The organism is Paraglaciecola sp. G1-13 (assembly GCF_055809255.1).
The window spans coordinates 5,025,014-5,038,125 of the sequence record NZ_CM147903.1 but is presented as its reverse complement, the minus strand read 5'-3'; the positions used below and the strand labels follow the sequence as shown (position 1 = coordinate 5,038,125).

The following is a 13,112-nucleotide window of genomic DNA, read 5'->3' as shown; positions in this document are numbered from 1 at the left end:
CGAAGCGCGGTGTTTACTCCATCGCTCTTCGCTGATTTGAGCAGATTTACGGCTTAGGTTTAAGCTACTTGATATTTAGTGTTGCGTAAAAAAACGCTACACTAGGTCCGTTTAAAGACTCATTACAGGATTTGCTCATGTTTAAGCGCGCTACGCAGTTAGTTTGTTCTATTACGTTCTTAGCTTCTTCTTTTGCTCAAGCTGATGCCCTTATCGATGCTCTAGCCGATGAAGGACGCCCTACCGAACAACGTTTACGTGACGAATACCGTCATCCGCAGCAAACTCTTCGCTTCTTTGAAGTTCAGGAAGACATGGCTGTAGCCGAGATTTCACCTGGTGGTGGTTGGTACAGTAATATTCTTGCTCCGCTATTAAAGGAAAAGGGCCAGTTTTACGCTGCACACTTTTATGTGGATGAGAACACCAACGAGTTTTATAAAAAATCTCGTGAACAATTTGAGCAGAAAATAACTGCATTAAAAAGCTATCAAAACGTTAAGGTCACCACCTTTCATCCAATGAAAGCCACTGATTTTGCGCCAGCTGAATCCCTTGACCGCGTGCTCACCTTTCGCAATATTCATAACTGGTACATGCAAGACGGTGATGAAGGCGTAGAAAACGCCTTTAAAGCTTTTTACAAAGCTTTAAAGGTCGGCGGTGTGCTTGGTGTGGTTGAGCATAGCTTACGCGAATCACAAAGCAGCGCGTTGCAACAAAGCTCCGGCTACATGAAACAGTCATATGTTATCGCTCTTGCTGAAAAAGCTGGATTTACCCTAGCAGGTCAAAGTGAAATCAACGCCAATAAATTAGATAGCGGCGAACACGAAAAAGGCGTGTGGACCTTACCCCCGAGCTTACGTTTAGGCGAGAAGGACGAAGGTAAGTACCTGAAGATTGGCGAGAGCAATCGTATGACCTTAAAGTTCGTAAAATAAACCTGTATTAGGCTAGCGATTAGCCATTCAAAACGCCGCCTTATTGAGCGGCGTTTTGATAAATAGCCCTATTTGTTAACCCATTTTCTAAAGCGGATCTCATGAAAGTATTGATAATTGGCGGCGGTGGCCGCGAGCATGCTCTAGCTTATAAAGCAGCACAATCAAACGGTGTAAGCCAAGTTTATGTTGCCCCAGGTAATGCAGGAACGGCCCTTGAGCCAAAACTCGAGAATGTTGCCATCGACGTTGAAGATATCAGCGCGCTGGTCACTTTTGCCAAACAAAATGCGATTGCTTTAACCATAGTGGGCCCAGAAGTACCACTTGTGTTGGGCGTGGTAGATGCATTTCAAGCCGAAAGTTTAGCGATTTTCGGCCCGAGTAAAGCCGCTGCGCAGCTTGAAGGTTCAAAAGCATTCACTAAAGATTTTTTAGCGCGTCATAAGATCCCTACAGCTGAATATCAAAATTTCACTGAGATTGAGCCCGCCTTAGCCTATTTGCAACAAATAGGCGCTCCTATCGTGATAAAAGCTGATGGCCTAGCCGCAGGCAAGGGTGTGATTGTCGCGATGACCTTAGATGAAGCCGAAGATGCAGTGCGCGATATGCTGGCGGGCAATGCCTTTGGCGAAGCAGGCAGTCGTGTTGTCATTGAAGAGTTCTTGGATGGTGAAGAAGCTAGCTTTATTGTCATGGTTGACGGCAAAAATGTATTACCATTTGCCACCAGCCAAGATCACAAACGTGTGGGCAATGGCGACACAGGGCCAAACACAGGTGGCATGGGCGCGTATTCACCAGCCCCCGTTGTGACCGATGAAATTCACCGACGCGTGATGGATGAAGTGATCTACCCTACGGTACAAGGTATGGCAAGCGAAGGTAACGATTACCACGGCTTCTTATATGCGGGCTTGATGATCATGGCCGATGGCACACCTAAGGTGATTGAATATAACTGCCGATTTGGGGATCCTGAAACACAGCCCATCATGATGCGCTTGCAGTCTGACCTCGTTGAGTTAGTGCAGCTTGCCGTTGACGGTAAGTTAGACCAAGCCACTGCCAAGTTTGACCCTAGAGCTGCTGTGGGCGTGGTACTCGCCGCAGGTGGTTATCCGCAAGCTTATAAAAAAGGCGACGTGATTTCTGGTTTAAACCAAAATGAAAGCGACGTGGCTAAGGTTTTTCACGCTGGTACGAAAGATGTCAACGGTAATGTAACGACAAACGGTGGGCGCGTATTGTGCGCAACAGCCTTAGGCGAAAGCGTCACTGAGGCACAACAACGTGCTTATGAACTGGCCAAGAGCATCAGCTGGAATGGCATGTTCTATCGTGACGACATTGCTTATCGCGCCATTGCTCGTGAGCAATAAAGATTAGGGTTTAAAATCTGAAAGCGACACTAGAAAGCGCCAACATGGCGCTTTTTTTATGTGCTTTAAATGAGCCTTCTTATACCAACGCCTTGTTCAAAATCCGCTGGGGGAATTCTCACAGGGCACGTATTTATTGGAAGGGGTATGACTAACTCACAAGCCGGTTGCGGCCCTGTTTCTTAGCTTGATAAAGACACCTGTCGGCTTGCTCAACTAGAAATTCAGGGTGATTAAAGGTGTGGTCGTTAATGTCATGGAGCTTGAGTGTTGCCGCACCGACACTCACAGTGACCTTACCATTAACAGTAGACGCCTTGTTTTTTATATCTAGCGCTTCAATATTGCGTAATATCATTTCAGCTATTTTTTGCGCGCCTACTTTATCGGTGAAAGGTAACAGTACTAGGAACTCTTCGCCGCCATAGCGCCCCATAGCATCACTCTCACGCTGCAAACTCGCTTCAATGGTAGTGGCAACCTTCTTTAAACATTCGTCACCCGCTACATGACCATAGGTATCATTAAATCCCTTGAAAAAATCAATATCAATCATTAGCACTGACAGCTCATGTTGCCCTCGAATAGCTGCGTACCAAAACCGGTTGTAGGTGGTGTCGAGCTGCATGCGGTTAGGTACACCAGTCAGCCCATCGGTACAGGAGATAAGCGCCAGCGTACGAAGCTTAGCCGATACCTGCATATGATTTCGGATCTTGATGTTGAGCATGGGAATATCGGTTGGCAGCTCAACGAAGTCTAATGCACCCGCTTCTAGTCCAGATAAAATTAAGGATTTGGGCGTATCTTTACCATACAAGATAAGCGGAATATCTATGGTTAGGGGGTGCTGTTTCAAACGAGTACAAATGAGAAGCCAGTCGCTGTCACGGGGAGATACTCTGATCAATACTAAGTCGATAGGTGCATTTAGCGCTAACTTGAGTACCTCTTCATTGTCATTACACACGAGCAAATGGAATGATGTTGAAAATTGGCGGGTGAGTGCTTTTAACATTTCGCCGGGGTTATCTACCACCAGCAACGTTTGTTTTAGAACATTTGCACTCTCTGGATTTTGCATTGCGGCTCTGGGTTTTGGTCAGCTAGGTGCTTAACTCGCAAATTGCCACAGCACCTAATCGACATGAAAGACGCTTCATTGTTCAATAATCAAACAGCAGTTTCAATACCCTCCTGCTGTTTTTGCATGAGTATTTTTTTTAGCAGAGTATTTTCCTCAACTAAACGCTCAACAAGCTCCGATTCATTGGACTCAGGCTTGTCTACTTTTTCGAACCAGTTAAAGTATGCATTCTTATTGTGCTTATCCATCATAATACCTCTTACTACATTTATAATTTTTGAGCATTGTCACGTCAGATGCTACAGCGCGTGCAATGATTTATTCGCTAACTTTTAACTTGCTCACCACTTTTTCTACATCGATGGCCTCTTGAGCGATATCAACCGCTCGTTGCTTTTCAGCGTCATTTTTCACCTGCCCTTGCAACACGACCACACCTTTAGTGCTATTTACGTCAATTTCGGTGCTGCTGATATCCGGTGCCGCCAGTAGACGGGTTTTGACTACAGTAGCAACTTTGTTATCGGTTAGCTTAGCCTGCACTTCGCTGTCTTCATTCTTTCCCGGTGAAAACACCGTAAGCATGTTTTCTACCCCAGTCACACCCTCAACACCAATGACTAATTCTTGCGCCAAGGCTTTATCTAAGTCTGTTTCCACCTTACCTCGTAGGGTCACCGAGCCATTGTCAACGTCCGTATCAATGCCAGTTGCATCCAAGTTGCCATTTAGCAACAAGGTGGCTTCTACGTAACCATCAATCCAACCATCAAGCGCACTCGCTTTCCAGTAGTTACCGGCTGAGGCGCCAACACTGGCGGTACTGAAGATGGCAATCAGGGTTATGCTTTGTAATATCTTTTTCATCGCTGCCTCACACATTTGCATTAGACCTTCAAAACATAGCTAATGCGATAATGATGCCAAGAGTAAAACTCTGATTTGTTTATTAAAAACAGTCATTTTCGAGCATTAGCGCCGCTAGCAGCTCATCTTGGCAAGCCAAAACAGGCCGAATATTAGAGTCCAAAATGGCGCTCATGTTAATGACTACTTATGCCGCTTATGCTGTTTAAATGCCAACACACTGAAGAGCACGACAAACGCGACGCACAATAAAAAAATCACTTTTGCAATACTGGCTGCGACGCCAATCACTCCACCAAAACCAAAAACGGCCGCTATTACGCCAAGTACAAAAAATGTTAGGGCCCAAGTCAACATACACACTTCCTTTAAAACGGATAAACGAAGGAGTTAATGCTCCTTCGGCTGGGTGTAGTAAGCGACATACGTGCCAACATCTGAACTTGTCCATAAGCCCTGCCCTGTGGTGCTCAACTATTCTTCGTTCCCCTTATCCTTGTAGGTTTTGCAGTGGGCTACGAAAAAATTACACATTGTATAATTGCTCCGTCCTAGGCTGTGCTTTCACTTAAATCACATTAGGAACAAGGTCCCCAAACCAAGAAATGCGACAAACCCTACAATATCTGTGACCGTCGTTAGAATCACTGATCCCGATAACGCTGGGTCGATGTTGAACTTGTTCAACACCATAGGCACCACGACTCCAGCCGCTGCGGCGGCAATGATATTTAATAAAATCGCTAAGCAAATCACCAATCCGAGCATTGCGTCTGAAAACCAAAAATATGCGATACAGCCAATCACCAATGCCCACACCACACCGTTTAAGCCCCCGACACTCAACTCTTTCTTAAGTAAGGCTTTCACGTTAGAGCCAGTGACTTGCCCTAAGGCAAGGCCGCGTATCATTAAAGTCAGGGTTTGGCTACCTGCTATGCCCCCCATACTCGCCACAATTGGCATGAGAACCGCTAGCGCCACCACCTGTTGTAATGTTGCCTCGAACATCCCGATAAAACCTGAGGCTAAAAATGCCGTCAGTAGGTTGATACCTAACCAAACCGCTCGGTTCTTTGCGCTCTTAGGTACCGACGAGAACAAATCTTCGTCTTCATCCATACCTGCCGTCGCCATAATTTGGCGCTCATAAAATTCATTCAGTAGCTCACTCGCGGTGGAAATGTCTAAACGACCCAGCACTTTGTTTTGTTCATCCACAACCGGCAATGAAGCAAAGCCGGAACGTTGAACCATCAAGGATGCCGTGGTTAGCTCGTCACTCGCGTTGATGGTATCGAATACCTCTTCTGATAAATCCACCAAGGGCACATGCTCGGGTAGCCCCATGACGTTGGTTAACTTTACAGCTTCTGAAAATTGACCTGCACGGTTAACCAAGAAGATGGTGTCAGCATGGGTTGGCACATCTCGGCGAATCAAACGCAGTGCATCTCGTACTTTGGCGTTTAAAGGCAGCACAAGTGGGTCCTGGCTAAGCCAGTGGCCAATTTCATCATCACTAAATTGGCTCGCGTCAGTGAAATACTGGCGCTGTTGCTTATCCATGGCATCCAGCGCTTTATCAACCAATGCATTGGGCAATGAATCTGACAACTCGAGTAATTGCTCAGCGTCCACCTCAAAGAAAATGGCTTCCCACTCACTTACATCAGTGGCGGCAATTAACGTCTCGCGAGGATCCCCGCGCATGGCAACCAGCACATCGAGTCGACGTCGTTTGGGTATTCCTTCCCACACTTTTAGGCGCTGTTCTAGGGGTAAAGACTCTAACAGTAATGCCACATCATCGGTGTCTTGCGCCGCTACAAGTGCCACTACATTATCTTGTTCACCGCGCTCTGGAGCCGATACAACTTCTTCAATCAACTCGGGTAATAATTCAGCCATGGTGACTCCTATCCAAAATGCGCTAGATAATGATGATATGAAAATACAAAATATGAAAAACAATAGACAACGACACACTTATCATCAGTAGACGTAACACTATCGAAAAAAGTCACAATTTTTATGACATAAGCCTGCGCCAGATGATTTGAACGACTCATAATGACGGTTATCGGTGGGTTATTGAATAAATTACGCGCCAATCCAGTACAGTTACTGAGGTAAAAATGCTAGCCCGTTTCGAAACATAGTTAGTTTTTTCTGTAAGTTACTCGGGCTTTGACTCTTCTTTGCCATCAAGAGTAAATTGATAATATAAGTTCAGCTCGCTGTTTAAACTGCTCACCGCTTCCAGATACAGTTTTGGCAATAGCTGGTAACGCAGAGCAACTTCTGAAACAGAGTCAAATACCCCTACACCGTAGCGAATTTGCACACCAGGCGCGATATAACCAGAAACCGAAAGCTTGGTTTCGTCTCCCGTACCACTGGTATTTAAAGCGAGATCTTCTACGCCCAGTTTGCGCCCGATATTAGTCACTTTGTTTTCACTTTTACCTAAACCAAACCCGATTAACGCGCTGGCCAGTGCCCCGTCGCTTGAGGATTCATCAGTACTATTGATTGCAGTGCCGCGCAACAGATACGAAAGCGCCTCTGGCTGCTCCATACTTGGATCTGAAAATACGCTGACTTGAGGCTCTGACGCACTGCCTTGAATTCGCAAGCCTGCAATCACATCATCTGCGGTTTTGTTAGGATCTCGAATTGCCTCCACCGCAAGATATGGGCTATCTATCGGGCCGCTAAATTGAATTTCTCCTTCTCGTATCACCAAATCTTGGCCATAAGCTTGGTAGCGACCATTGACCAAATTCAGCTCACCGTTAGCATTAAGGACTTCGCCAGCTTGCGTTAATAACAATGCGCCTTCTAAGTCTGAGGTCAAACCAAATGCATCCACTTTGACGTCATTATTTTTGTCTGGGTCAATGTTAATTTGTAGAGATAAATCCAGCGGCAAACTGTTTTCTTTAGCGACTTGCTCATGATTTACCAACACCACATCACTAGAAGGTGATAAAGCACTGGGTGGCAACTCCCTCACCTTAATACGGGCGTAGGGTAAAGTGACTTCTCCTTTAAACGATAATCCTGCTTCCCCAAATTGCACATTGATGTCAGGCGATAACTTAGCCCTGACGATATTCTGATAGTCGATTTCCATTTCATCTCCCTTAACGTTCACTGTCGCGCTAGGGGTATCTTGCCAACTGAACTCACCGTCTATTTGGCCCTCTCCGTTGCCCAGTTGGAATGGCCCGCTCAGCGTCGCCGCCTGCCCAGTAAACGTAATAACTTGCTCAACCTGATGAATACGCGATGGCAGCATTGAACCCGCGACGGCACCTTCAATTAACGTCACCTCTCCTTTGATTAATGGCGCGGTTAAGTTGCCGCCGATCTCTATTTGGCCATCGATACGCCCAGCGAGTTCAGTCAATTGCGGTACAAATTGGGCAGCAGCACCTAGGGTAATATTGCTTAACGTTAACTGGCCAGAAAGCGGCTTGTCTTGGTCATTTAATTGCAAGTCAACATTTGAGTGCACCTCGCCTAATTGCTTACTTTGCAGTGTCAACTGCGTAACTACATGCTGAGGTGGGTCATTTTTACCTGCGGTTTTAGCGTCCACTTTATCGACTATGGTGTTAACGCGCATGTTAAGCACATCTAACTCAAGGGGTGTACTCGCCCCCTCTACCGTCCAGGTTGAGGGCGTTAAACTGATATTAGCTTCAATAATAGGCAGTTTTTTTGTGTCCCAATCGCCTTTAGCCACTAAGTTTACTTTGGCATCGGTATCTATCTTTTGTAGTTGCGCTAAGTTAGCGCTTAGCAATGGAGCTAAGGGTAAGTCGTCAATCGCCAGATCAAACTGGGCACCAGTGGCTGCATACTCAGCAAGGCGAATGCACACGCGAGCATCGTTATCAGATAAACAGAATGGCGCGACACGATATTCATCAGTCGCCCAATTAGCGGATATGCTAGGCCCCTCATCCTCTAAATCAAATTGGCCTGCATCTGAGGCAAAGGTAAGTACATCTAGCGCGCCATCCCAATGGCTATCCAACAGACTTCCGTGCAATTTAGTCACGACGTCAGCCATGTTGCTATTAAGCGATAAACTCAGTTGGTGATCCTGTGCATCACCGTTCAAAGCCACATTTAAATTCGCTATTCTTTGCTGGCTAATAACGCTATTGCTAAGTTGCAATTCGACGTTGGCTTGTTTCTGAGCATCCCAAATAACTTGCCCTTTGGTAGAGAGTTGTGCGATACGCATATCGGGTATATCGATGTTATCAGCAGAGCCACTAAAGTTGGCCTCAGGGGCAGAGATTGTGCCATCTATTTGCGCTTCAAACTGTGCCCTGCCAGCAAATGAGGCATACAACTGAGATAAGTCTTGGGCGTCGACAGTCAATTGCGCCTGTACGTCTTCAAAGGCCTCTAATGAACCGACAAGGGTGATTTGATTGTCACCTGTTTTAACCAACAATTTGGGGATTTCAAGCCCTTCTTGTGAGTCAAAGTTCGCTTCGCCAGAAGCACTTAACTGATAATCTAACCATTTGCCAGATGCAACAAGATCACGCATCTGGGCCAGTATGTTTTGGCCATCATATTGCCCGTCAAGGCTAAGCTCGCCTTGTATATTAGCGTCCAGTTTGGGCCAAAAGCGTTGGGGTTGAATATCAGTAAACTGAAGCTGACTTTGCCATTTTGCTAAGGTATCTAGGGTGGCATTTCCTGACGCCTGTATTTGCCCCCCAAGGGTATCGATGGCCAATCGAGTAAGCTGCACTTGGCGATTGTTGCCCGCAGCATGCACGGTCAATGTCGATTGGGGGACTGAAGCGCCTTTGAGGGCGGTATCTAAGGCCAATTTATACTGGTTAATATCTCCAGACAGCGTCAGCTGGCCTTCTTCAATCAGTAATTGTGGTTGCTTTATCGGCCACTCGACTGGCTGCCAATTGACCTCAAGAGCAAGAGGTAATTGCTTTGACTGCAAATCAGCGCTAGCACTGGCCGTTAAGTCAACTAAGCCGGTGGTATTGAGCTTAAGTTCGCTGTGCTGCAAATTTCCCTTGAGATTCAGCTTAGCGTTCATAGGATATGGGCTATTGGTAGTAGTATTGAACAACAGCGTTGCTTGGTGCTGCCATTGCTTACTCAGGGTAGCGGTTAAGTCTGCCTCCCCTAAGCTAGAGCTTAGCTGCAACTTTTTCACCGTGAGTAATTTAGAGGTAATATTAATGGTTGCTCGCAGCTTCGTGATATCAATAAGCGACGCTTTGCCTTGAGAAACCACTAGGTCATCCAGCGCCAAATTATTTCCGCGCATAACAATTGGAAACACAATAGCCGGCAGCGTTATCGGCGTGTATTGCCAATTGGCGATTGTTTGCAAGTCTAACGGTTGATTATCAGTGGACTTCGCTTCAGGGCTGGCCTCAGGTAACTCAACGCGAATACCATTAACTGCCAAGTGGTCGATGTGCAAAGTACGGAACATGCTGAGCTCACTGGATACAGACCGTATTGTTACACCTACTGTATTGACCACGTCGATTCGAATGTTACGCACGTCTAAATGATCCACGGATACCGGCAATGGCAGCGTGATACGCCCTAACGGTTCAGTACTTTCGGGCTCAGACGATTCGCTAGGGGTGACGTTAACGCCAATACTTTGCGCCCTAAGCTCAGATAGGCATGCTTGCATCGTAGCCACGCAAGACCAATTAACATCGACGGCTAGTTTTTTGATCTGCAAGCTTAAATCTGGCGTCGAGAATGCTAACCTTTTGAGCGACAGCTCAGAAAGCAAACTGCCTGAATCGTAATCGATGTCCAACCCGTCTACACTGCTATCAGTGATGGACAGCACGCCTCTTGTACCCCAAGGCGATGCAATTACAGCAATTAACAAAACCAAAACGCAAAGGAATATGCCTAAATATTTCAATAGCGTCATAATGCAGGCCCCATGGAAAAATGAAAGCGCCATGTGGTTTCTTCCACACTATTACCTCGCGCAAAATAAAAACGTATTGGTCCAACAGGTGAAACCCAGCTAGCGCCTAAGCCAACACCGGTGGCGAGATCTTTAAATGGTTTGTCACTTGCATTACCCACATCCGTAAAAACAGCTAAGCGCCAATCGGTTGTCACTGGGTAGGAATACTCGATACTCGCCACACTCAAATATTGCCCGCCGGTTAATTCATCGTCTTCTTCTGGCGACAATGTATTTAGGGCAAATCCTCGTACGCTTTGATCTCCCCCTGCGAAATAGCGCAAACTCGATGGCACTTGAGAGAAGTCATTGGTCGCAATAGCCCCCAATTCTGCCCGAGCGAATAAGCGATGTTTTCCATAGGAACGCAACCATTTAGATTGCAAACTGATACGCACCAAATCGATATCAGACACCACCTCTTGGGTGGCGCCCTCTAGGGTGTATTGCTGTTTATCCCCCCAATTGAGGTCTAACCCACCGCGCGTTCTTCGCCGGCTCACAGTGACACCGGGCAACAATAACGTGGTGGTTTGTTCATCTTCAGTTCCCTGAGTGAACTTTTCTTGTTCTAAACGTAAGAATCCAATACGTTTCCAATCGTTATCAGGCTCGCCCCAATGGCGCTGAATGGCCAGAGTAATCACTTCACTTTGCGTATCATTGTCATTTTCGGCTTTAAGGCCCGCTTGATAACTCAAATAATTATTCAGTGGGCCCTCAAGCGGCACTTTGTACTTCACACTGATGTTTTGCTCTGGGCTTGAGATAAATGCGTCAGCTGACAAACTATGCCCCTTGCTGTTAACCCAGGGGCGCTGCCATTTGAATCGAAGGCTGGGGCCAGTATCCGTAGAAATACCTCCGCCTATGTTAAATGTGTCTCTGGGCTTGGCGCTGGCAATCAATTCAATGGGTACTTCATCGCCTTGTGCTTTACTGACGAGCGGACGCGCCACAACTTGTTGAAAATAGCCTGTGAGTTTTAAGTTTTGGTTAAATTCCGCTAGTTTATCTGCGTGGTAAGGCTCACCTTCTTTAAAGGTAGATACTTCTTGGATAAGAACTTGCGCTTTGTCGTCTTCTGGAATGAGCAGCTTACCGAAGGCATACCGCTTACCTGCAGCAAAGACTAAGTGAATACTTGCTGAGTAAGTATCGAAGTCGATACGAATTTCTTGGGTGGTAAATTTCGCATCAAAATAGCCGCGCACTTGAGCCGTAGACAACAGCTTGCTTTTTAGGCTTTCATACTGACTTTGCTCTAAGAAAGTACCTTCTTTTAGCTGGGCTTTATCAATAACGCCTTGCAATACCGTGTCTGGCTTTTCAGATCCAACTAACTCTATTTGACGCTGACTGATTTTTACACGCGTGCCAGCTCGTACTGAGAGGTATAACTCGCTGCACTCTTGGTCTTTTGATAAACGTATACTTAAGGTTTCAAGCTGATAATAGCCAATTGCTTGAGCCGCTTTAATTACCGCTTCTTTAACAGTTTGGCGATAGTTTGGCGTAAGCTCACACCCCACTGGGGCACCAATGATGCCAATATGTGTCTCAATATTCTCTTCTAAACGACTGTCATCTGCTCCTTCAATATCAACCGACATCGCCAAAACGTGAGGGGCAACAAGCACGAGAAGTGCGATCAACCAAGAAAAAGATAATTGAACCGTCCGTAAAGTGAACACTGTGACCTCTTTGATTAGATAGCGAGAAGAGCGCTGTGACCCCACTTTACCTATCGGATATGAAAACAATCGATAACTAAGCAAGTTTTATGACAATAGTAAGCACGAGACATCATCTCTTTATTAGGGGGCACTATCATCGATATTATTTTTCTCATCAAGTTCATTCTGAATTGATAAAACGTTACCGCTGAGCCTAGCGGCAAACCACATTGTCATAAAATCTTTAATCAGTTTTTGTTCTATTTCTATGGCACGTTCCGTTGGGCAAAAAATCGCGACTGTCACAACTGAATCGCCTACATCCGAAGTGGAAACGTTAATATGAGGATCTGGGCCAGCAATTTTTACATCTAGGCGCCGTTCAATCGTTTGACTGTACCGGTAGGCAACATCTTTAAAATCCGCACAATACAACTCTGCTTTTGCCTGTAGCTGATCAATAAACAAATAGGGATTAACGCTCTGGTCCCGTGTGATATTAAAATGGTGCGTCGCGTAACGCTTTAAAAAGTTTAGGTTTTTTATCGTGTTCGTGATCATCGCATTGTTAGGAATAAACAATGTTTTACCTGTGTATTCGTACTTGTGAATGTCTACTTCTAGTAGCGTACTTTTCATCCAGTCAGTTTCAGATACCTCACCAACGATTTCCCCCACTTGCACCCAATCTCCGATGCGAAAAGGACGGGTAGAGGCCAAATAGAAAAAACCAATCACACATTGAATAAACTCGCGAGTAGCAAGAACAATAGCCACCGCAAATGCCGCAATAGAAAGTGCGAAGTTTTGTAACTCTCCTGCCCACAAACTGAGTAGTAAAAACAACATCACAAAATTGATAAAATTCTTGATATTGTTGACCAAATCTCGCTTGTCTTTACCTTTGCTGATGGCGCGATTGCGCACAGTTTTCACCAAAGCGTATTTCACGCCTAAGATGAAGAATGCGAGCAGGATAGTTAACACGACCTTGTTGCTAAACAGGGCGTTGAGGAAAAGCGAGAGGTGCTCTAAAACAGGTGGAAAATCTATACTCATTTACGGCTTCATACTTGTTGGCTATTCGAATGGGCTGAATCGAGTATCAACTCAAGCTAAGATGTCATTGTTTAAAACAGGCATGCCAAGCTA

Annotated in this window: 10 protein-coding genes; 2 read left to right on the top strand and 8 right to left on the bottom strand. The window is 45.8% G+C overall.

Going from position 1 to position 13,112, the window contains the following annotated elements; all coding sequences use genetic code 11:
• The first annotated feature begins 137 nt into the window (after positions 1-137).
• Positions 138-944, top strand: a complete 807-nt coding sequence (locus AC0L6N_RS21465; protein ID WP_473477566.1) for a class I SAM-dependent methyltransferase — start codon at positions 138-140, stop codon at positions 942-944.
• 101 nt (positions 945-1,045) lie between these two features.
• Positions 1,046-2,329: a phosphoribosylamine--glycine ligase gene (gene purD / locus AC0L6N_RS21460; RefSeq protein ID WP_473477564.1), complete on the top strand. Its 1,284-nt coding sequence runs from the start codon at positions 1,046-1,048 to the stop codon at positions 2,327-2,329.
• 151 nt (positions 2,330-2,480) lie between these two features.
• Here the strand turns inward: purD and AC0L6N_RS21455 are convergent, their stop codons facing one another.
• The 8 genes from AC0L6N_RS21455 to AC0L6N_RS21420 all read right to left on the bottom strand — a co-directional run bounded on the left by AC0L6N_RS21455 (position 2,481) and on the right by AC0L6N_RS21420 (position 13,019).
• Positions 2,481-3,413, bottom strand: a complete 933-nt coding sequence (locus AC0L6N_RS21455) for a GGDEF domain-containing protein (RefSeq protein WP_473477561.1) — start codon at positions 3,411-3,413, stop codon at positions 2,481-2,483.
• Positions 3,414-3,502: 89 nt separating this feature from the next.
• The gene (locus AC0L6N_RS21450; RefSeq protein WP_157043382.1) at positions 3,503-3,667 is read right to left on the bottom strand and encodes a hypothetical protein; all 165 of its coding nucleotides are present in this window, start codon (positions 3,665-3,667) and stop codon (positions 3,503-3,505) included.
• Between the two features lie 67 nt (positions 3,668-3,734).
• A complete protein-coding gene (locus AC0L6N_RS21445; RefSeq protein WP_041714172.1) occupies positions 3,735-4,283 on the bottom strand; it encodes a BON domain-containing protein in 549 nt (182 codons plus the stop codon).
• 183 nt (positions 4,284-4,466) lie between these two features.
• A complete protein-coding gene (locus AC0L6N_RS21440) occupies positions 4,467-4,640 on the bottom strand; it encodes a DUF1328 domain-containing protein (protein ID WP_041713142.1) in 174 nt (57 codons plus the stop codon).
• Positions 4,641-4,856: 216 nt separating this feature from the next.
• Positions 4,857-6,194, bottom strand: coding sequence for a magnesium transporter (locus tag AC0L6N_RS21435; RefSeq protein WP_473477557.1), 1,338 nt, complete (start codon positions 6,192-6,194; stop codon positions 4,857-4,859).
• Positions 6,195-6,462: 268 nt separating this feature from the next.
• On the bottom strand, positions 6,463-10,242 hold the full coding sequence (gene tamB / locus AC0L6N_RS21430) for an autotransporter assembly complex protein TamB (protein WP_473477555.1): 3,780 nt from the start codon (positions 10,240-10,242) through the stop codon (positions 6,463-6,465).
• Positions 10,239-11,978 (bottom strand): autotransporter assembly complex protein TamA, encoded by a 1,740-nt coding sequence (locus tag AC0L6N_RS21425; RefSeq protein ID WP_473477554.1) that lies wholly within the window; start codon positions 11,976-11,978, stop codon positions 10,239-10,241. Before AC0L6N_RS21425 ends, tamB begins: the two co-directional genes overlap by 4 nt.
• 123 nt (positions 11,979-12,101) lie before the next feature.
• The gene (locus AC0L6N_RS21420) at positions 12,102-13,019 is read right to left on the bottom strand and encodes a mechanosensitive ion channel family protein (protein WP_473477551.1); all 918 of its coding nucleotides are present in this window, start codon (positions 13,017-13,019) and stop codon (positions 12,102-12,104) included.
• Positions 13,020-13,112 lie beyond the last annotated feature (93 nt).

Coding starts and splice junctions, on each gene's coding strand:
- AC0L6N_RS21440 (WP_041713142.1), bottom strand. CDS start 4,640: ATGTTGACTTGGGCCCTAACATTTTTTGTACTTGGCGTAATAGCGGCC.
- AC0L6N_RS21435 (WP_473477557.1), bottom strand. CDS start 6,194: ATGGCTGAATTATTACCCGAGTTGATTGAAGAAGTTGTATCGGCTCCA.
- AC0L6N_RS21445 (WP_041714172.1), bottom strand. CDS start 4,283: ATGAAAAAGATATTACAAAGCATAACCCTGATTGCCATCTTCAGTACC.
- AC0L6N_RS21420 (WP_473477551.1), bottom strand. CDS start 13,019: ATGAGTATAGATTTTCCACCTGTTTTAGAGCACCTCTCGCTTTTCCTC.
- AC0L6N_RS21455 (WP_473477561.1), bottom strand. CDS start 3,413: ATGCAAAATCCAGAGAGTGCAAATGTTCTAAAACAAACGTTGCTGGTG.
- purD (WP_473477564.1), top strand. CDS start 1,046: ATGAAAGTATTGATAATTGGCGGCGGTGGCCGCGAGCATGCTCTAGCT.
- tamB (WP_473477555.1), bottom strand. CDS start 10,242: ATGACGCTATTGAAATATTTAGGCATATTCCTTTGCGTTTTGGTTTTG.
- AC0L6N_RS21450 (WP_157043382.1), bottom strand. CDS start 3,667: ATGATGGATAAGCACAATAAGAATGCATACTTTAACTGGTTCGAAAAA.
- AC0L6N_RS21465 (WP_473477566.1), top strand. CDS start 138: ATGTTTAAGCGCGCTACGCAGTTAGTTTGTTCTATTACGTTCTTAGCT.